Consider the following 18,248-nt stretch of genomic DNA (forward strand, 5'->3'; position numbering starts at 1 on the left):
GGTTCGATTTGTCCGAGCCGTCCAGAGACCGCCGCTTGACTGATGTTCTGGCCCTTTTGCCGCCTGGCGCGCCCCTGATCCTGCGGGACGGGGACCGTGTGGTGCTGGCCGAACAGGCGCTGGAAGGGCTGATGAGGGCTGAGGCCTATCGCCGGACCGACCCCTTCCATTGCCGCCTGCCGCTCGCCGATATCGTCGCGGACGACGGCCAGCGCATCGACCAGCTGCTGTTCGGCGAAGCCTTCGATGTTCTGGAACGTCGCGAGGATCGCGCATGGGGCCGGGCGCGCCGCGATGGCGTGGTCGGTTGGGTCGCGCTGGCGGCGCTGGCTCCGGGCGCGCCGCTTGCGTCGCGCCGCGTGGCTTCTGTTTCCGCCAGCCTGCCGTTGAACGCCCTGATTGGCGACGATGCGCACGATCTGGCCGAGACTGACCTGGAATCCGTCGGCGCGTTCGAGCGCGACCTGGTCGCCGTGGCCGAGCGTCTGGTGGGCCGACCTCATGCTTTGGGCGCCCGCTCCTCTGTCGAGACCGACTGTTCGGGGCTGGTGCAGCAGGCCCTCTTCGCCTGCGGCCTGCCCGGTCCGCGCCGTGCGGCCGATCAGGCTGAGCTGGGCCGAGCCGTGGATCGAAACGAGGCCAGGCGCGGCGATCTTGTGATCTGGCTGTCCTCGGCCGAGGGCGACTGGACCGGCCATTCCGCTCTGATGATCGACGCCGAGCGCATCATCCACTCCACGGGCGCGCGCGGCGGGGTGGTGATCGAGGCCTTGGCCGAGGTCGAGGCGCGCCTGACCGCTGACGGCTTGGCCTCCGCGATTTTCCGCCGGGTCTGAGCCTCAACCTGATCCCCGAAACGAAGAAAGGCGGCCCCGAAGGCCGCCTTTCCGTCGTCTGTCCTGTCCGTCAGCCTCAGGCTTGCGGCGCCGGGTTCGTCGCCTGGGTCGCAGGCGCGTCGGCGGCCGGGGCGTCAGCCGGAGCCGAACCGGCTTCGGTCGCGGCGTCGCCTTCAGCAGCCGGGGCCTCGCCCTCGGCCGGGGCGGCGGCGCCCGGTTGGCGTGCGGGGTCCGGCGCCGGGATGGCGTAGCCGCCCGAGCCCTGCGTGCGCAGCCAGGCGATCAGGTTGATGCGGGTCTTCTCATCACGGATGCCGGCGAACGACATCTTGGTGCCCGGCACATAGCGGCCCGGGGCGTTGATGAAGTGATCCAGTTCGTCATAGTTCCAGTTCGGGGCTTCGGCCTTGTGTTTGGCCATGGCGTCCGAATAGGCGAAGCCTGCGCGGTGCATCGCGGGGCCGCCGACCACGGCGAACAGGTTCGGGCCGATGCCGTCGGCGCCGCCCGAGTTCACCGTGTGACAGGCCTGGCAGCGCGCGAAAGCGGCTTCACCGGCGGCTAGGTCGGCGGTCGGCAGGACCGTGCCCCAGTCGATCGGCAGCACTTCTTCAGCCGCACCCGCAGCCGATTCATCCGGCGCGTCGACGAAGTAGCCCATCTTTTCGGGCTGTTTGGTGTGGTAGACCATGCCCGAAACCTGCTGGACCACCAGGATCGCAAAGGCGGTGCCCAGGCACGCGCCCATAATCTTGTTCCACTTCAGATCGCCGCTCATTCCGCGTCGTCGCATCCCGTCTCTAGATGAGCCCCCCGACCGCAGAGCGGCGCTCAGGCATATTCTTGCGTGGGCGTCTCTTACACGCTAGCGCGACCTTCGCAACCGGCCCGGACGTTTCCGGGCGTTTTCAAGGCGCTTGGCGACCATGAAACCCCTGATAATGATACCCGCTCGCATGGCTGCGACCCGTTTGCCCGGCAAGCCCCTGGCCGACATCGGCGGCAAACCCATGATCGTGCGCGCCTGGGAGCAGGCCAGCCTGTCCGGCTTCCGCGTCGCCGTGGCGGCGGGCGACCCTGAAATCGTCGCGGCGGTTCAGGCGGCGGGCGGGGAGGCGGTGCTGACTGATCCAGATCTGCCCAGCGGTTCGGACCGCATTCTGGCGGCGGCCCAGGCGGTCGATCCTGACGGCGTGCATGAGGTGGTCATCAACATTCAGGGCGACATGCCCTTCGCCTCGCCGGGGCTGGCTCAGGCCTGCGCCGAGCTGCTGGCGCGCGAATCAGCCTGCGACATCGCCACCCTGGTCGCGGCCGAGGCGGACGTGTCGGACCGCGCCAATCCCGATGTGGTCAAGGCGGTGCTGGCCCTGCCGGAGAACGGGACCAGCGGCCGCGCCCTCTACTTCACCCGTTCGACACTCTACGGCGAGGGTTCCGTCTGGCGCCACGTCGGCATCTACGGCTATCGCCGCCAGGCCCTGACCCGCTTCTGCGCCGCCCCGCCGTCGCCGCTGGAGAAGCGCGAGAAGCTGGAGCAGCTGCGCGCCCTGGAGATGGGGCTGCAGATCTGGGCCTCAGTGATCGACGAGGCGCCGCTGTCGGTGGACAATCCAGCCGACCTGGAGGCGGCGCGAGCGCTGGCGTGACCCTGCTGTCCTTCTCCCACAAGGGGAGAAGGGCTTTATTCCGCCGCCCAGCTTTCCAGCAGCCGTCGCGCGATGGCGTAGGGCGGTGGGGCGTGGATGGTCGGGTGCGTCTCGTCCAGAACGGCGCGCGCCTCGGCCTTGGTCAGCCAGGCGACGGCCTCAAGCTCGGTCTGGTCGGGGGCGGCCTCGTCGGTCGTGACCTCGGCGATCAGGCCGATCATCAGCTGGGCCGGGAAGGGCCAGGGCTGGCTGGAGTGGTAGCGCACGTCGCAGACCGTCAGCCCGGCCTCCTCCATCACCTCGCGGGCGCAGGCCTCCTCGATCGCTTCGCCCGGCTCCATGAAGCCCGCCAGAGCCGACATCCGACCGGCGGGCCAGGCCGCCTGACGGCCCAGCAGGCAAACCGGCTCGGCGCCGCCCTTATAGACCGGCAGCATGATGACAACCGGGTCGACGCGCGGGAAATGCTCGGTCCCGCAGGCCGGGCAGACGCGTTTCCATCCGCCGGACGCCTGATCCGTCGCCTTGCCGCAGGCGGCGCAGAAGCCGTGACGACGGCGCCAGTCGAACAGGCTCTTGGCCGTGGCGGCGATGGCGGCGTCGGCTTCGGGCAGGACGACCGCCGCCTCGCGCATTTCGACAAAGCGGCCCAGGCCTCCGGCGGGACCGCTGGTCGGGTCGATGGAGCCCTCGAACTCGGCTGCGAAGACCGGCGCCCCCTTCCACAGCCCCAGAAATACATCCCGATCGCGCGCCAGATCGCGCGCATGGCCCAGCGACAGCCAGACCAGCCGCTCGGCGCCCTCATGGGTTTCGATCAGCGGCCGACCCTCCCACAGGATCATGGCCAGGGCTTCGGGATTGGCTTCCTGCTCGGCCAGCCAGGCGGCGTCGTTGCGAAGGTCGCCGGAGCGGTTGAGCGGATTGCCGGAAAAGGCGTTGCGATAGGGCATGCCGCTTCATAGCCCTGACGGCGCGTACAGGGGAGGGCTTGATTCCCGCGCCGTCCGCCTTCATATCCCCTCTCGGAGATCGCGGGCGAAGGCTTCGCCAACCTGGTCAGGGCCGGAAGGCAGCAGCCACAACGAATTCACCTTCGGGTCGCGGTCTCTACCTTTCCTGATTTTTAGCGCGCTATCGTCGATCACGCGGTGATCGACTGCTTGAGCGCGTTTGTGCGTTTTTTGTGCGCTATCGCTCGGCTCGCGGAGCCTTGCTGTTTGAGCGCGCTATCGTCTGCATCTACCCCGTCGTCCAAGCTTCACGGAACCGGCGCGCGCCTCATTCGCTGAAAGGGCTTCATCCCTTTCAGGAGCAGGCGAATGAGCATTCTCGGCAAGATTCTCGGCGGCGTCTTCAAGAAGAAGGAGGCGACGCCCGCGGCCCCCGCCCCCGAAGCGTCGGCCCCGACTCCGGCGCCGTCCCCCACCGCAGCCGCCGTCGCGCCCCAGCCCGCGCCCGAGGTCGATGTCGCCGGCATCCTGGACTTCATGAACGAGCAGCGCGCGCAGAAGCTGAACTGGCGCACCTCCATCGTCGACCTGATGAAGCTGGTCGGCATGGAGTCCTCGCTGGCTGAGCGCAAGGAACTGGCCGACGAACTGGGTTACACCGGCGACAAGTCGGACAGCGCCAGCATGAACATCTGGCTGCACAAGCAGGTGATCCAGAAGATCCGCGACAACGGCGGCCAACTGCCCACCGATCTCTGAGTCTCTCTGGCGCGAGGGGGTGCGCGACAGCCCCCCTTCGCGCTAAGACAGGACCATGAGCGACGCCGATCACAGTCTCGATGGTCCTCCGTGGGAGGAAGACGCGCCCGAAGTCGAGGAGCGCGACCCCAACACCGACGACATGTTCGGCGCCCCGCCGCCTGTCGCGGCGGCTGAACCGGCCCCTGAAACGAAGGCTGAGCCAGCATCTGTTAACGCCCCTGAAGCGTTCGAGGCGCCGCCCGCGCAGGGCGAGGCCTACACCGTCCTGGCCCGCAAATACCGCCCGCGCGCGTTTGAAGACCTGATCGGTCAGGAGGCGATGGTCCGCACCCTGACCAACGCCTTCGCCACCGGCCGGATCGCCCACGCCTTCATGCTGACCGGGGTGCGGGGCGTCGGCAAGACGACGACCGCCCGCCTGCTGGCCCGGGCGCTCAACAACGAAACCGATGTCATCGACAAGCCGTCCCTGGCCCTGACCGCTCACGGGCGGCACGACGCCGCCATTATGGCGGGCCAGCACATGGACGTGATGGAGATGGACGCGGCGTCGCACACCGGCGTCAACGACATCCGCGACATTCTTGAGAGCGTCCGCTACGCCCCGGTCGAGGCCCGCTACAAGGTCTATGTGCTGGACGAGGTCCACATGCTGTCGACGCAGGCGTTCAACGCCCTGCTGAAGACGCTGGAAGAGCCGCCGCCCCACGCCAAATTCATCTTCGCCACCACCGAGATCCGCAAGGTGCCGGTGACCATCCTCAGCCGCTGCCAGCGTTTTGATCTGCGCCGCGTGGAGCCTGAGGTTCTGGTCGGGCATCTGGGCCGCGTCGCCGAGCGCGAGGGCATGAAGATCGAGCAGGAAGCCCTGGCCCTCATCTCTCGCGCGGCCGAAGGGTCGGTGCGCGACGGCCTGTCGCTGCTCGATCAGGCGCTGGTTCAGGCTGAACGCGGTACGGTGGTCGAGACGGCCACGGTGCGCGACATGCTGGGTCTGGCCGACCGCACCCAGACCATCGCCCTGTTCGAACAGACGATGGCGGGCAAGACGGCCGAAGCTCTGACGACCTTCCGCACCCTCTATGGTTACGGCGCCGATCCGGTGCAGGTGGCCAACGACCTGCTGGAGCACTGCCACGCGGCCTCGGTCGCCAAGATGCTGGGGCCGAACGCCACCCGCCTGCCCGGCGATCAGGCGCAGAAGCTGGCCGCCCTGGGTGCAGCCATTTCGGCGGGGACGCTATCGCGCACCTGGCAGATGCTGCTGAAGGCGCTGGACGAGGTGCGGCGCGCGCCCAATCCTGCCGATGCGGTGGAGATGGCCATCGTGCGGCTGGCCTACGCCGCCGACCTGCCCGGCCCGGAAGAGGCGCTGAAGGCGATCCAGTCGGGCGGCGTCCCCGGCGGCGGCGCTGGCGGTCCTCGCGGCGGCGGTTCTGGCGGTGGAGGCGGCGGCGCCTCGGCCATGCTGGCGGCGCGGCCGATGACGGCGCCCGCCCTGCCGGATCCGCAGAGCTTCGAGGCCGTGGTCGCCCTGATTGGCGAGAAGCGCGAGATCACCCTGCAGATGGACGTGGAGCGCTACGTCCGCGTCGTCAGCTTCCGCCCCGGCGCCATCACCTATGAACCGGCCGAAGGCTCGCCCCACGATCTGGCGCGGCGTCTGGCGGGTCGGCTGAAGGAATGGACCGGCCGCACCTGGCTGATCGCCGCCAACGGCCAGGGCGGCGGCGAGACCCTGATCGAGGTCGAGAAAAAGGCCCGCATCGCCCGCCGCGCGGCGGTCGAGGCGGACCCCTTCGTCGTGTCGATCATGCAGGCCTTCCCCGGCGCCGAGATCAAGGAGATCGTCACCCTGGCCCCGGCCGTCGAGATGCCCGCCATCCCCGAGGACGGCGAGGCGGGCGACGACGACTGATAGTTTCCGCTCCAGTCGCTGGGGAGGAGGGGCGTTACAGGATCTGCGCGGCTTCCTCGAAGTCGAGGCGGGGCGAGCGCGGGAACAGGTTCTCGTCCGTGCCATAGCCCAGGTTCATGATGAAGTTCGGCTCGACATTGCCGTCGGGGAAGAACTCGGCCTTCACGCCTGCCGGGTCGAAGCCTGACATCGGACCGACATCCAGACCCAGCGCCCGCGCGGCGATGGTCAGATAACCGCCCTGCAGCGAGGCGTTGCGGAAGGCGGCCTCGCGCCGACCGGCCTCGTCCAGGAACCAGTCGCGGACGCCCTGGGCATGCGGAAACAGCTTGGGCAGGGTGTCGTGGAAGTTGATGTCCTGGGCGATGATCAGGTTGACCGGCGCGGCCAGGGTCTTGGCTCGGTTGCCCTCGGCCATGTGCACGGACAGACGCGCCTTGGCTTCCGGCGAGGTGACGAAGACGAAACGGGCCGGGGTCATGTTGACCGCCGTCGGGCCGAACTTGGTCAGGTCGTACAGCTTGCGGATCAGCTCTTCGGACACCGGCCGGTCGCTCCAGCCGTTGCGCGTACGCGCTTCGGTGAACAGTTGGGCCAGAACGGCGTCGGCGACCGGAACGTCACGGGTGGAAAGGGCGTCAAAGGCCATTACGGCTTCTCCAGAAACTGATTGGTAACTTCAAGTGTGGCTAATTAGGGAGAGGCGGCGAAGGCGTCAAGGGATCGGCCGATGATTTTCTGCGAAATATCTACAGAGGCGGGCGGACGCTTTCTTCGCCTGGGTCTGGAGCCGCGCGGCGCTTGGCCCTATCTAAGGGGCATGAAAGATCTCAACGCCCTGATGCAACAGGCCCAGGCGATGCAGCAGAAGCTGCAGGACGCCCAGGCTAAAATGGCCGAATCCACCGCCGAGGGCACGTCCGGCGGGGGCCTTGTGACCATCGCCCTGAAAGGCCCCGGCGAGATCACCTCGGTGAAGATCGACGACAGCCTGATGACCCCCGGCGAGGGCGAGATCCTGGCCGACCTGATCGTCGCGGCCCACGCCGACGCCAAGCGCAAGCTGGACGAGGTCAACAACGCCCTGATGCGCGACGCCGCCGGGCCGATGGCCGGGATGAACATCCCCGGAATGCCGAAACTCTTCTGATGGCCGCCTCCGCCGGGCCGGAAATCGAACGGCTCATCAGCCTGCTGGCCAAGCTGCCGGGCATGGGGCCGCGCTCCGCCCGGCGCGCGGCGCTGGCCCTGTTGAAGCGGCGCGAGCAGCTGCTGGTCCCGCTGGCGGCGTCTCTGGCCGAGACGGCGGCAAAGGTCGTCAACTGTTCGGTCTGCGGCTCGCCCGATACGCGCGATCCCTGCTCGGTCTGTTCGGACCAGACCCGCGACAACGCCCTGATCTGCGTGGTCGAAGAGGCCGGCGCTTTGTGGGCCATGGAGCGTTCGGGCGCCTTTCGCGGCAAGTATCATGTGCTGGGCGGCCTGCTGTCGGCGCTGGACGGCGTCGGCCCCGAGCAGCTGCGCATCGCCGAACTCATCGGCCGCGTCAAAGGCGGCGAGATGGGGGGCGGCGAGGCGAGGGAAGTCGTTCTGGCCCTGCCCGCCACGGTCGACGGCCAGACCACGGCCCACTACCTGGCCGAGCGCCTGTCGGCGGTAGGGGTGCAGGTCACGTCCCTGGCGCGCGGGGTCCCCGTCGGCGGCGAGCTGGACTGGCTGGACGACGGCACCATCATCCAGGCCCTGCGCGCGCGTCGCCCGGCCTGAAGCCGCTCCCATCGGGAGTGATAACTTCCAACCGCCACCGACTCCCGCTAGGAACGGAGCATGAACACGCTCGAACTCATCCTGCTGGTCGTCGCGCTCATGGCGGGCGGCGGTTTCCTCTGGGCCTATATGGGCTGGCAGAAGGCGCGCGGCGCGCTCGACGCCGCTGACGCCCGGCTGGAGCTGATGGAGGAGAGCCGCGACTCCATGGCCGAGTTTCTCAAGGCTCAGGCCTCGCAGTCGGCCGAGGCGGTCGCGTCAAAGCTGGTCGCGCGCGCCACCGAGACCTTTCAGGCCCAGGACCGCGTCGCGCGCGAACGGATGGAGGCCCAGCTCAAGCCGGTCTCGGAAACCCTCGCCAAGTTTCAGCAGCACGTCACGGCGCTGGAAAAACAGCGCGCCGACGAGAACGGCGGGCTGAAGGAGCAGCTCAACCTGTTGATGGCCGCCTCCACCGCCACCCGCGACGAGGCGCGGCGCCTGACCGAGGCGCTGAAGGGCAACACCGGCCGTCGTGGCCGCTGGGGGGAGCAGACCTGCCGCAATGTGCTGGAAGCCGCAGGCATGGCGGGCCGCTTCGACTTCGAGGAGCAGAACTCTTCGGCCACCGAAGAGGGCCGCCAGCAGCGCCCGGACTTCATCGTCAAACTGCCCGGTGGCGGCATGTTCGTCATCGACGCCAAGGTGTCGCTGGCCTTCGCCGACGAGGCGGACGGCGACGAGGAGGCCCAGGCCCGCGCCATGTCGCTGCGCACCGCCGCCAGCATGAAGACCCATGTGCGCCAGTTGTCATCCAAGGCCTATCAGGACCAGTTCAAGCCCAGCCCCGACTTCGTCGCCATGTTCGTGCCCGGCGACGCCTTCCTGGCCGCCGCGCTGGATCATGAGCCGGACCTGATGACCACGGCGATGGCCTCGCGCGTGGTCATCGTCACGCCCACCACCCTGTTCGCCCTGTGCAAGGCGGTCGCCTATGGCTGGCGCGCCGAGGAGCAGGCGAAGAACGCCGAGGACGTCGCCAGGCTGGGCAAGGAGCTCTACAAGCGGCTGTCGGTCATGGGGGGGCACGCGGCTTCGGTCGGCAAGGCGCTGGATGCGGCCGTTTCCCGCTACAACCAGTTCGTCGGCTCGCTGGAGAGTCAGGTCATGGTCTCGGCGCGCCGCTTCGAGGACCTGAAGGTCGACCACGAAGGCAAGGAGCTGCCCGAACTGAATGCGGTCGAACAATCCCCCCGCGCCCTCAGCCGTCCGGAGTTACTGAACGCCCCGGAGTGACGTCGGAATGTGACAAACACGCTTGACGTTCCGCGCTGGGACTGACAAACAAACTTGTCTGTTTCTGCTTGAGAGCGCTGATGTCGTTCAAATCATTCAAACCGCTGGGAGTTCGCGGCGCCCTGCTGGTGTTCGCGGTCTCCCTGGGGCTGGGCCTGATCGGCGGCGTCCTGGGCGTCATCCTGTCCGAACAGCCCGGCGTGGCCGGGTTCGCCATGACCGCCGTGATGCTGAGTCTGGTGATGGCGGCGGCGCTGTCGATCTGCGTCTGGTGGTGGCGTCATCTCGATGAGGCTGCGCGTGAGGCTCACAAATGGGCCTGGTTCTGGGGCGGAACCAGCGGCATGGCGGTCGGCGCGGTGCTGCTGATGGCCCTGTCGCTGCGCCGTGACGAAGTCGTCCTGCCTCAATGGGCGGGCGAGACGCCGCCGGAGCTGCTGTTGAACGGCATGATGGCCATTCTTCTGTTCCAGCTCGTCGGCTACGGCCTGGCCTGGGCCTGGTGGTGGCTGGGACGCCGTTGAGGAGGACGCCGTGAAGAACCGCCTCAAGGTATTGCGCGCCGAGCGCGACTGGAGCCAGGCGCACCTGGCGCAGGAACTGGGCGTGTCGCGCCAGACGGTGAATGCGCTCGAAACCGGCCGCTATGACCCGTCCCTGCCGCTGGCCTTCAAGATCGCCCGGCTGTTTGAAATGCCCATCGAGTCCATCTTCATCGACGAAGAGGGCTGACGCGCCATCCGCTTTTTCTGCGACCCCTTGGGAGTCTGACCATGATCCGCCGCCTTTGGAGCCGCGCCTCCGTTTCCGTCGCCGCCTCGACCGCAGTTCTGGCGGCCGCCCTGTTGGCGCCGACCACGCCCGCCTTCGCCCAGGCGGCGCCCGCCGCCGTCGATCCCGCCGCGGTAGTGGCCGCTCCGGCCGGATCGGGTCCGCGCCTGTGGGTGGTGAAGGACGAGGATTCGACCCTCTATCTGTTCGGCACCGTCCATGTGCTGAAGCCCGAGACGCCTTGGGGCAGCGCCAAGCTGGACCGGGCCTTCGCCAGCGCCGACGAATACTGGTTTGAAATCGCCGATCTGAACGATGTGGCCGGCGCCGTGCCGATCTTTCAGGCCAAGGGCGTGTCGCCCGACCGCCCCCTGTCCAGCCTGCTGACGGCTGAAGAATTGGCCGACCTCGACGCCGCCGCACGCCAGGTCGGTTCCACGGGGGCCGCCCTGGATCCCTTGCGCCCCTGGTTCGCGGCCCTGCAACTGGCGATCGCCAGCATCAGCAAGGCCGGCTATCTGCCGCAGAACGGCGGGGATCAGGTGCTGCACGCCCGCGCCGCCGCCACCGGCAAGCCGATCAAGGGCTTTGAGACCATGTCGCAGCAGATCGGCTTGATCGCCGACATGTCCGAAGAGGCGCAACTGGCCATGCTGCGCTCCGGCCTGAAGGAGTTCGATCAGGCGCCCGAGTTCCTGGGTCGCATGGTCGGCGCCTGGTCGACCGGCGACGTTGATGGCCTTGACGCCCTGATCGGCCGGGAGATGAAGGACCAGTCTCCCGAGATGTACGACGTCATGCTGACGCGCCGCAACGCCGACTGGACCCAGCAGATCATGACCCTGCTCGAAGGTTCAGGCACGGCCTTCATCTCGGTGGGCGCGGGCCATCTGGCAGGCGCCGACAGCGTCCAGGCCATGCTGGCCAAGCGCGGCGTCAAGGTCGAGGAAGTGCGCGACTAGGCTCGTCGCCTGATCTGAGAAAAATCAGGGGCCCGGTTCGCCGGGCCTTTTCTTTTGCTCCGCGCCCTATATCTTCCGCGCTCGCCTAGGCGATGCGGGTATAGTTCAGAGGTAGAACGTCAGCTTCCCAAGCTGAATGTCGCGAGTTCGATTCTCGCTACCCGCTCCAACACTTCGCCAGCGCTTTCTCCAGCACGCAGAGCTCCGACGCAGCGGTAGGGCGCGCGAGTTGTTCAGCGCCTACATTCTCCTTTAAGTTGTGTTTCGCATGATCGCTGCTCAGTCAGGAGCGCGACGATGCAGAAGGCGTGTGGTTCTGGTGTAGCGGGCAGGCGTAGAGGCGCGGCGGCGATCGAGTTCGCTATCGTCGGTCCCTTCTTCCTGCTGCTGGTCGTCGGCATGATCGTCTACGGCGGCTGGTTGTGGATGGCCCATTCTGTTCAGGCGGCGGTGTCGGAGGGCGCGCGCGCGGCGGTCGCGGGGCTAGATGCAGTCGAACGGGAGCAGTTGGCCCGTGATGGGGTCGCGGGACATCTGCGCAACCTGGGACTGAGGAGCGCGGACGCTACCGTCGAGACCAGCGTTGACGGTCGGTTTTTCCGCGTCGTGGTGGCCTATGACGCCGGTCATCACCCTCTGATGGCCCTGGCCCCGCTGACGGTGTCGCCGCCCAAGGTCATCCGTCGCGCCGCCGTCATTCAGATCAATGAGGTCTGAGATGGCTAGTTCTAAGACTGTACGCAATCTGATCGTCCGTCTGGGACGAAACCGGCGCGGCGGGGTGACGATCATGTCGGCGGCCGCCGGCGCGCTGATCTGCGTCAGCGCCGCCCTGGCGGTCGATGTGGGAATGGTGGTCCTGAAGGGGCGGGAGTTGCAAGGCGCAGTCGATCTGTCAGCCCTGGCGGCCGCGGGCTCGCTTCAGCGCGCCGAAGCGGCGGCGGAGGCGACGGCGCGGGCCAATCTGGCGGATATCGCGACCCTGAGCGTGCAGACTGGCGTCTATACGCCGGACCCCAGGCTGAAGCCGTCGCAGAGGTTCGTCGCGGCCGCAGGGCAGGTCAACGCGGCGCAGGTGACGGCGACGGCGCCCGCCCCCTTGTTCTTTGGCCGCGTCGTTCTGGGGCGTGATGCGGTGTCGGTCACCAAACAGGCGACGGCCGCGCGGCCCGGCGGCGCGCCGACAGCCATGTTCTCGATTGGGTCGCGGCTGGGGTCGGTTGATGGGGGGCTGGCCAACAGTCTGTTGTCGGGCCTCTTGGGCGGCCGCGTGTCGCTGACCCTGATGGATTACAGAAGCCTGCTCGACGCCCAGGTCAGCCTGTTGCAGTTCTCGGACGCGCTGGCGGCGGACCTGGGGGTGACGGCGGGGGACTATGACGCCCTGCTGAAGCATGAGGTCGAGACGGGGCGTGTCCTGCGCGTGCTGGAGCGGATTGCAGGCTCGGGGCCCAGCAGCGCGCTGAGCAAGCTGGCGGGCGCACCCGCGGACGCCCGTTTGAAGCTCGGCGACCTGATCGGCGTGGAGGCCGACGCCCGTCAGGGATTGCGTGAGCGGTTGAACGCTCAGGTGTCTGTCTTTGATCTGCTGATGGCGACCCTGCAAACGGCGAACAAGGAACGCCAGTTGGCGCTGGATGTGGGCGCGCGGCTCGGCATCGCCGACCTGGATGTCATGCTGGCCATCGGCGAGCGACCGAACCGGTCGCCCTGGCTGACGGTGACCAGCAAGGGCGAGCCGATCATCCGCACGGTGCAGACGCGGCTTTATCTTGAGGCGACGACCGCCAAGGCCCTGTCGGATCTCACCGCGATCAAACTTCCTGTCCTGATCGAAGCGGCGAGCGCGGAGGCGCGGCTGAAGCAGATCGACTGCGGCCCCGGGCCCGGCGTAACGCTGGAGGTCAAGCCGGGCGTGGCGCGGGCGGCGATCGGCGCCGTCGACAAGACCAAACTGCGGGACTTCAAGTCGAAACTGAACGTCACGCCTGCGCCTCTCGTGTCGGTCCTGGGGCTTCTCGGTCTCAAGGTGGCGAATGTGACCGGTCGGGCGGACATAGAGGCGGCCGACCCTGATTGGCGCCAGGTCCGCTTCACCGCTGCCGATATCGGCGCGGGCGAACCCAAGACTGTGGGCTCGAAACAGTTCGGCCAGGGGGTGATCGTGAGCCTGCTGACGAAACTGGACCTGAAGGTCGAGTTGCTGGGGGGGCTGATAAGTTTGCCGGTCAGCGAACTGTTGGGGACCGTCCGGGGGCTGTTGACGCCGCTAGGCCCCGTTCTGGACGGGGTGGTTCAGCCCCTGCTGGAGCTTCTGGGCGTGCGTCTGGGCGAGGCGGACCTTTGGGTACACGGCGTGCGGTGTCCGAATCAGGAAGGCGCGCCGCAACTGGTCGGTTGAGGCGCGACTGTCGCCCGGCGATCAGCCTTCGGCGGGACGCAGGCCGTTGGCGGCCTGTTGCACGGCGGCGGGGCGGCGCTGGCCGCCGGCGGCGATGATGCGGTCGATGCGGGCCTTCTCGGCGCGGAAGGCGTTCAGGTCGGCGCCCGCCAAGACGGTGCCTTCCTGGGTCTTGATGCCCGAGGGATTGATCCGCTGGCCGTTGCGCCAGATTTCATAGTGCAGGTGCGGTCCGGTCGAGGCGCCGGTCGAGCCGACATAGGCGACGACCTGGCCCTGGGTCACGCGCTGGCCCGCGCGCATGCCCGAGGCGTAGCGCGACAGGTGGCCGTAGCCGCTTTCCAGACCGTTGGCGTGGCGGATGCGTAGCCAGTTGCCGTAGCCGCCCCAGCGGCGGGCCTCGACCACCACGCCGTCGGCGGGGGCCACGACCGGGGTGCCGGTCGATGCGGCGAAGTCCATCCCCTGGTGCATCTTGCGATAGCCCGAGATCGGGTGGGTGCGGACGCCGAAGTTGGAGCTGACACGGCGGAAGTTCTGCAGCGGCGTGCGCATCATGGCGGTGCGCGTATTCTTGCCGGTGGCGTCGAAATACTGAGCCGTCTTCGAGCCGGCAGGCTGGAAGCGATAGAAGGCGTGGCCCTTCAGCTCGGCATAGAGGAGTTCGCCGGTCTCGACGGTGCGGCCCGATTCGGTGACCTTGCGGTCGAAGACGAGGGTGAATTCATCGGCGGCGCGCACGTCGCGCTGCATGTCGAACTTGTGGGCGAACAGCTGGCTGGCGCGGCGCACCACGGCCGAGGTGGCGCCCAGTTCGCGGGCGCTGGCGGACAGGGAGCGCTGAACCTTGTCGTTGGCGACGACGGTTTCCTCGGTCACCTTCTCGTCGAGCGAGCGTAGGCGAAGCGCGCCGTCGAAACTGCGCGACACGGTCAGCTGGCTGGCCGGGCCGGTGCGCATGGTCAGGCCGATCAGGCGGGCGTCGCCCATGCCGCCGCGCGGCTTGGACACGGCGGTTTCAAAACGCAGGCCGGCGCGCAGGTCCTTGAGGTCGAAGGCGCTGGCGACGGTGTCGGCCACGGCGCGGGCTTCTTCGGCGCCGACGCCGGTGCGGCGCACGGCCTGTTCGAACGTCTCGCCGCGACGAATCTGCACGGGAATGGCTTCGGGGGTGGTCATGCCGGCCGGAGCGGCGGCGGCGGCGTAGGCCTGGGCTTCCAGGAATTCGATCTGTTCCGCCGTCAGAGGGGGAACCTCCTCGGCCTTCACCTGTTCAAACCCTCGACCCGCAAGCAGGGCGATGCCGACGGCGGCGCAGGTGGTCAGCAGGTGCGGCGCAAGCCGAACAGGCTGGCGGCGAGGATCGAACTGAGCCATGGGTCCCCGGCGAATCGACGACGCGTGCTGCGCCAGACCAGTCGAAATTAGGTCACGTCGGACGTCCCCGACCGACAGTGAAGCGAGCCGTATAGCCCGCCTGATCCATGTTGGGAAGCGGTCAGGTTACATTCGGTTAACTTGGCGGGGGATTGATGAAGTATTTCGACGTTCGCTGCGGCCTTGTCGTGAATCTTCGCCATTTTTAGGGTCTGATCGTCGTGTAGTGGCGATGATGACACGGTATAGTTGTCGCAAGGCAACGACTGTCATCGTGGCGCATTTTGTGGCGTTGTCGCCTTCAACCGTTAGATGATGATCGTCCCGCGACCTTGACCGAAGACGCCGATCCTTCCTCGCCGCGCGAGCGACCTCGCAAGCCTTCCCCTATGCGGGCCCTGATGAAGGGCGCCGGGGTCGCCCTGATGGTGATTCTGGTGCTGGCGGCGGCGCTTTATCTGAACCGCCGGGCGGCGGCGCGCGAACTGCTGGTCGGCTGGCTGGAGCGCAAGGGCATCGACGCCGACGTCGAGGTCGAGCGGTTGGAGGTCAACGGCTTCGTCGGCAGGATCTCCATCGGCGATCCCAATAATCCAGATTTCAAGGTCGAGCGGGTCGAGGTCGATTACGCCGTGGGCCTGCCCTGGTCGAAAGCCGGGCTGGGCGTGACGCCCAGTCGGGTGCGGCTGGTTCGGCCGATCGTCCGCGCGGCGTGGAAGGACGGCAAGCTGTCTCTGGGCAGTCTGGACCCTCTGGTCGAAGAGTTCACCGGCAAGCCGCCCAAGCCGGATTCGCGCGCGCCCCTCGTCATCGTCGAAAGCGGTCAGGCGCGCATCGACACGGAATACGGGCCGGTTAATCTGCTGGCCGACGCGCGCATCGACAACGGCAAGCTGATGCGTCTGTCGGGCCGTATGCCTGCGGCCTCGCTCAAGAGCGGCGGGATCGAGGCGCGCGGTCTGGGCGGCGTGGTCGAGGCGACGACGACCGGCGATCGGCTGGCGATCGCGCTTGATCTTCAGGCGGAACGGTTTGCAGCTGGGGATCAGGCTAGCGGCGAGGGCGCGGTCCTGCATCTGAAAGGCGACCTGCCTTATCCGGACATGAAGACGCGGCGCGGCGACGGGCGCATCGCCCTGACCGGCCGGTTCTCGGCCGATGCGGCGAGCGGCGCCGGGATCCGGGGGCGCGCGCTTGGCGCCGACCTCAGTTTCGACGGTCAGGTCTCGGGCTGGCTCAACAAATACGCGCTGACGGGCAAGGGGCAGGCGACGGCCGCGGCGGCCGCTGTCGCCGGCGAGGGGCTACAGGCGAACGCGTTGGACCTTCGTCTGACGGACGCCGATCTGTCGGTGTCCGGCGGCGTCGATGCGGGGCAAGCGCAGTGGCGGCTGACGATGCCTGCGCGCCTCAGCGCCGGTTCGGGCCGGGCGGGCGACACGCGGCTGGAGGGGCTGGACCTGACCTCGGCCAGCCTGCGCGCGGGCGGCCACGGCGATGCGCTGGAGGTGCAGGGCCCAGTGACGCTTCAGGCGCGCTCCGTGCGCGCCAAGGACTTCAACCTGCGTAGCGCCAACGGCGCGCTGAATGTGGATATCGTGCGCGACGCCGTGACCCGCATCGATGTTCAGGGCGCGCTCAAGGTCGATCATGCCGCCGTGACCTCTATGGGCGCGCCGACAGCGGACGACCTGCCGGAAATGGCCGAGTTGAAACGCGCCCTGGGCGACTTCGCCCTGAACGCGCCGCGCATCCGCCTGGCCAGCGACAACGCCGGACTGGAGCTGACCCTGCCGCAGCCGATCACGGCGCGCCCGGCCAACGGCGGCGAGGTGCGGCTGGAGGCCCACCGCAAGCCCCTGTTCACCTCGGGCGAGGGGGCAAATGGGGGCGGGGCGCTGAGCCTGACCTCCACGCGCGGCGGCGGCCTGCCGGAAGCCCGCTTTGAAGGGGTCGAGTGGCGTCTGACGCGCGGCGGCTTTGCGGCGCGCCTCAAGGGACGGGCCGGGCTGGACTTCGGCCCGGCGCGCGATATCGCCTTCAGCACTCAGGGCGAACTGGCTTCGTCGGGCGGGCGGCTTACCTATACGGCCGACGACTGCATTCCTCTGACGGTCGGCAAGCTGGATCTGGGAGAGAACTCGGTCGAGGCGATCTCGGGGCGCCTCTGCCCCGGCGGGGAGCCCCTGATCACGGCCCAGGGCGGCGCCTGGCGCGCGCGGGCTCGTCTGGCCGATGTAGCGGCGACGGCGCCGTTTCTTGAGATGCGGTTTTCCGAAGCGGAAGGCTCTCTGGCCGTCGACGGCACGGCCAAGGGGCTGTCGATGCGAGCCGCGATCTCCAAGGCCCAGGCGTCCGACGTCGCTGATCCGGCCCGCTTCCTTCCGCTTCAGGCCAAGGGCGAGGCGCAACTCGCCGATGAGGTCTGGACCGCCGGTTTCGATCTCAGTCGACTGGACTATGAGGTCGGCCGCATCGACCTGCGCCACGACGGGCGCCTTCAGGCGGGCGGGGCGGCGATTTCCGCGCCCAACCTGATCTTCACCGAGCATGGGCTTCAGCCCGACGACCTCAGCCCGCTGGTCGCCGACTATGTGAAGTCGCCGGTCGAGGGCTCGGCCGGGTTTGAGGGGCGGTTCGACTGGACTGCCGAGGGGGCGACCAGTTCGGGCGTTCTGACCGTGCCGGATCTGGATTTCACCAGCCCGGCGGGCAAGGTTCAGGGTCTGAAAGGGCGGGTGGAGTTCACCAGTCTGACGCCCCTGATCACCGCGCCGGATCAGAAGCTGACCGCCGACCGCGTGCAGACGGTGACGCCGCTGACCGATTTCCAGTTGACGTTCGGCCTGGACGAAAAAGCCCTGACCATCGGCGGCGGGCGGATTCAGGCGGCGGGCGGGCGCATCAGCGTCGAGCCCCTGTCCCTGCCGCTGACGCCCGGCGAGGGCTGGGGCGGGGTGATCGTGGTCGAGGGCGTGCAGCTGAACGAGCTGCTGAAGAGCGCCAATCTTCAGGACAAGGCGGAACTGGACGCCGTGGTGTCCGGCCGTCTGCCCTTCACCTATGACCCCAAGGCGGGCTGGCGCATCGTCGGCGGCGTGCTGAACGGGGTGCGGCCCGGCCGTCTGTCGATCCAGCCCGAGGTGTTCGACGATCTCGGCGCGGGTGGAGGCGCGAACTCTGCCGATCTGCCGCCCAACACCATGCAGGATCTGGCCTATCAGGCCATGCAGGACCTGGCGATCAGCGACCTGACCGCCGAGGTCAACAGTCTGGACGAGGGGCGTCTGGGCGTCCGCTTCCGCATCAACGGCCGCCACGATCCGCCCGAGCGCGAACAGTTGCGCCTGACCTTTATGGAGCTGATCCGCCGCGACTTCATGAACAAGAAGCTGAATCTGCCGTCCGATACGCCGATCGACCTGACGCTGGACACGACGTGGAACGCCAATCAGATCGTCTCGGACCTGCTTGAATACGCCCGGCGCGGCGAAACACCCGTGCTGACGACGGATGAGCAGCCTTGATCGGCGGCTCCGCTTTGTTCAGAACCCGTTCACTCGCCGCAGCGTTATAT

The 18,248-nt window shown here is 68.0% G+C and carries 17 protein-coding genes, 1 tRNA gene and 1 other RNA gene; 15 read left to right on the plus strand and 4 right to left on the minus strand.

What is annotated here, in order from left to right; translation table 11 throughout:
* Nucleotides 1-35 precede the first annotated feature (35 nt).
* Complete coding sequence (locus RSD66_RS02525) at nucleotides 36-836, plus strand: NlpC/P60 family protein (RefSeq protein WP_415288873.1); 801 nt, start codon at nucleotides 36-38, stop codon at nucleotides 834-836.
* A 76-nt stretch (nucleotides 837-912) separates the two neighbouring features.
* On the opposite strand, the gene RSD66_RS02530 is transcribed toward RSD66_RS02525, so the two are convergent.
* On the minus strand, nucleotides 913-1,614 hold the full coding sequence (locus tag RSD66_RS02530; protein ID WP_415288874.1) for a c-type cytochrome: 702 nt from the start codon (nucleotides 1,612-1,614) through the stop codon (nucleotides 913-915).
* Between the two features lie 148 nt (nucleotides 1,615-1,762).
* Here RSD66_RS02530 and RSD66_RS02535 point away from each other — a divergent pair, with 148 nt between their 5' ends.
* Nucleotides 1,763-2,485 (plus strand): 3-deoxy-manno-octulosonate cytidylyltransferase, encoded by a 723-nt coding sequence (locus RSD66_RS02535; protein ID WP_415288875.1) that lies wholly within the window; start codon nucleotides 1,763-1,765, stop codon nucleotides 2,483-2,485.
* A 35-nt stretch (nucleotides 2,486-2,520) separates the two neighbouring features.
* On the opposite strand, the gene nudC is transcribed toward RSD66_RS02535, so the two are convergent.
* On the minus strand, nucleotides 2,521-3,438 hold the full coding sequence (gene nudC, locus RSD66_RS02540; protein ID WP_415288876.1) for an NAD(+) diphosphatase: 918 nt from the start codon (nucleotides 3,436-3,438) through the stop codon (nucleotides 2,521-2,523).
* A gap of 71 nt (nucleotides 3,439-3,509) precedes the next feature.
* Between nudC and ffs the strand changes: the two genes are divergently transcribed.
* The 3 genes from ffs (at nucleotide 3,510) to RSD66_RS02555 (ending at nucleotide 6,118) form a co-directional block, all read left to right on the plus strand.
* Nucleotides 3,510-3,603: signal recognition particle sRNA small type (gene ffs, locus RSD66_RS02545), an RNA gene on the plus strand.
* A 204-nt stretch (nucleotides 3,604-3,807) separates the two neighbouring features.
* A complete protein-coding gene (locus tag RSD66_RS02550) occupies nucleotides 3,808-4,197 on the plus strand; it encodes a DUF3597 domain-containing protein (protein WP_024355097.1) in 390 nt (129 codons plus the stop codon).
* A 55-nt stretch (nucleotides 4,198-4,252) separates the two neighbouring features.
* Nucleotides 4,253-6,118 (plus strand): DNA polymerase III subunit gamma/tau, encoded by a 1,866-nt coding sequence (locus RSD66_RS02555; RefSeq protein ID WP_415288877.1) that lies wholly within the window; start codon nucleotides 4,253-4,255, stop codon nucleotides 6,116-6,118.
* Between the two features lie 34 nt (nucleotides 6,119-6,152).
* On the opposite strand, the gene RSD66_RS02560 is transcribed toward RSD66_RS02555, so the two are convergent.
* The gene (locus RSD66_RS02560; RefSeq protein WP_415288878.1) at nucleotides 6,153-6,767 is read right to left on the minus strand and encodes a malonic semialdehyde reductase; all 615 of its coding nucleotides are present in this window, start codon (nucleotides 6,765-6,767) and stop codon (nucleotides 6,153-6,155) included.
* 171 nt (nucleotides 6,768-6,938) lie between these two features.
* On the opposite strand from RSD66_RS02560, the gene RSD66_RS02565 reads away from it, so the two are divergent.
* From RSD66_RS02565 to RSD66_RS02605, 9 genes are all read left to right on the plus strand, one after another.
* Complete coding sequence (locus RSD66_RS02565) at nucleotides 6,939-7,268, plus strand: YbaB/EbfC family nucleoid-associated protein (RefSeq protein WP_415288879.1); 330 nt, start codon at nucleotides 6,939-6,941, stop codon at nucleotides 7,266-7,268.
* Entirely contained in the window at nucleotides 7,268-7,885 is a 618-nt protein-coding gene (gene recR, locus RSD66_RS02570; protein WP_415288880.1) for a recombination mediator RecR, read from the plus strand. Before RSD66_RS02565 ends, recR begins: the two co-directional genes overlap by 1 nt.
* A 60-nt stretch (nucleotides 7,886-7,945) precedes the next feature.
* Complete coding sequence (locus RSD66_RS02575) at nucleotides 7,946-9,160, plus strand: DNA recombination protein RmuC (protein ID WP_024355092.1); 1,215 nt, start codon at nucleotides 7,946-7,948, stop codon at nucleotides 9,158-9,160.
* Nucleotides 9,161-9,240: 80 nt separating this feature from the next.
* On the plus strand, nucleotides 9,241-9,684 hold the full coding sequence (locus RSD66_RS02580; protein ID WP_415288881.1) for a hypothetical protein: 444 nt from the start codon (nucleotides 9,241-9,243) through the stop codon (nucleotides 9,682-9,684).
* A gap of 10 nt (nucleotides 9,685-9,694) precedes the next feature.
* Nucleotides 9,695-9,892 (plus strand): helix-turn-helix transcriptional regulator, encoded by a 198-nt coding sequence (locus tag RSD66_RS02585; protein WP_025976128.1) that lies wholly within the window; start codon nucleotides 9,695-9,697, stop codon nucleotides 9,890-9,892.
* 41 nt (nucleotides 9,893-9,933) lie between these two features.
* Complete coding sequence (locus RSD66_RS02590) at nucleotides 9,934-10,893, plus strand: TraB/GumN family protein (RefSeq protein ID WP_415288882.1); 960 nt, start codon at nucleotides 9,934-9,936, stop codon at nucleotides 10,891-10,893.
* A 94-nt stretch (nucleotides 10,894-10,987) separates the two neighbouring features.
* Nucleotides 10,988-11,062 (plus strand) — tRNA-Gly (locus RSD66_RS02595).
* Between the two features lie 128 nt (nucleotides 11,063-11,190).
* On the plus strand, nucleotides 11,191-11,610 hold the full coding sequence (locus RSD66_RS02600) for a TadE/TadG family type IV pilus assembly protein (protein ID WP_003166833.1): 420 nt from the start codon (nucleotides 11,191-11,193) through the stop codon (nucleotides 11,608-11,610).
* Nucleotide 11,611: 1 nt separating this feature from the next.
* Nucleotides 11,612-13,294, plus strand: coding sequence for a TadG family pilus assembly protein (locus RSD66_RS02605; protein WP_415288883.1), 1,683 nt, complete (start codon nucleotides 11,612-11,614; stop codon nucleotides 13,292-13,294).
* 21 nt (nucleotides 13,295-13,315) lie between these two features.
* Here RSD66_RS02605 and RSD66_RS02610 read toward each other — a convergent pair whose 3' ends face one another.
* Nucleotides 13,316-14,671, minus strand: a complete 1,356-nt coding sequence (locus RSD66_RS02610; protein ID WP_415288884.1) for a peptidoglycan DD-metalloendopeptidase family protein — start codon at nucleotides 14,669-14,671, stop codon at nucleotides 13,316-13,318.
* 401 nt (nucleotides 14,672-15,072) lie between these two features.
* On the opposite strand from RSD66_RS02610, the gene RSD66_RS02615 reads away from it, so the two are divergent.
* On the plus strand, nucleotides 15,073-18,198 hold the full coding sequence (locus RSD66_RS02615; protein ID WP_415288885.1) for a YdbH domain-containing protein: 3,126 nt from the start codon (nucleotides 15,073-15,075) through the stop codon (nucleotides 18,196-18,198).
* The last annotated feature ends 50 nt before the right edge of the window (nucleotides 18,199-18,248 follow it).

Origin of the sequence: Brevundimonas sp. S1H14 (assembly GCF_047716865.1) — a bacterium.
Taxonomy (GTDB): Bacteria; Pseudomonadota; Alphaproteobacteria; order Caulobacterales; family Caulobacteraceae; genus Brevundimonas; species Brevundimonas naejangsanensis.

What these genes read in the sequence shown, in the direction of transcription:
- RSD66_RS02575 (WP_024355092.1), top strand. Translation starts at nt 7,946, where the DNA reads ATGAACACGCTCGAACTCATCCTGCTGGTCGTCGCGCTCATGGCGGGC.
- RSD66_RS02605 (WP_415288883.1), top strand. Translation starts at nt 11,612, where the DNA reads ATGGCTAGTTCTAAGACTGTACGCAATCTGATCGTCCGTCTGGGACGA.
- RSD66_RS02610 (WP_415288884.1), bottom strand. Translation starts at nt 14,671, where the DNA reads ATGGCTCAGTTCGATCCTCGCCGCCAGCCTGTTCGGCTTGCGCCGCAC.
- RSD66_RS02550 (WP_024355097.1), top strand. Translation starts at nt 3,808, where the DNA reads ATGAGCATTCTCGGCAAGATTCTCGGCGGCGTCTTCAAGAAGAAGGAG.
- RSD66_RS02615 (WP_415288885.1), top strand. Translation starts at nt 15,073, where the DNA reads ATGAAGGGCGCCGGGGTCGCCCTGATGGTGATTCTGGTGCTGGCGGCG.
- RSD66_RS02530 (WP_415288874.1), bottom strand. Translation starts at nt 1,614, where the DNA reads ATGAGCGGCGATCTGAAGTGGAACAAGATTATGGGCGCGTGCCTGGGC.
- RSD66_RS02535 (WP_415288875.1), top strand. Translation starts at nt 1,763, where the DNA reads ATGAAACCCCTGATAATGATACCCGCTCGCATGGCTGCGACCCGTTTG.
- RSD66_RS02565 (WP_415288879.1), top strand. Translation starts at nt 6,939, where the DNA reads ATGAAAGATCTCAACGCCCTGATGCAACAGGCCCAGGCGATGCAGCAG.
- RSD66_RS02580 (WP_415288881.1), top strand. Translation starts at nt 9,241, where the DNA reads ATGTCGTTCAAATCATTCAAACCGCTGGGAGTTCGCGGCGCCCTGCTG.
- nudC (WP_415288876.1), bottom strand. Translation starts at nt 3,438, where the DNA reads ATGCCCTATCGCAACGCCTTTTCCGGCAATCCGCTCAACCGCTCCGGC.
- recR (WP_415288880.1), top strand. Translation starts at nt 7,268, where the DNA reads ATGGCCGCCTCCGCCGGGCCGGAAATCGAACGGCTCATCAGCCTGCTG.
- RSD66_RS02590 (WP_415288882.1), top strand. Translation starts at nt 9,934, where the DNA reads ATGATCCGCCGCCTTTGGAGCCGCGCCTCCGTTTCCGTCGCCGCCTCG.
- RSD66_RS02555 (WP_415288877.1), top strand. Translation starts at nt 4,253, where the DNA reads ATGAGCGACGCCGATCACAGTCTCGATGGTCCTCCGTGGGAGGAAGAC.
- RSD66_RS02600 (WP_003166833.1), top strand. Translation starts at nt 11,191, where the DNA reads ATGCAGAAGGCGTGTGGTTCTGGTGTAGCGGGCAGGCGTAGAGGCGCG.
- RSD66_RS02560 (WP_415288878.1), bottom strand. Translation starts at nt 6,767, where the DNA reads ATGGCCTTTGACGCCCTTTCCACCCGTGACGTTCCGGTCGCCGACGCC.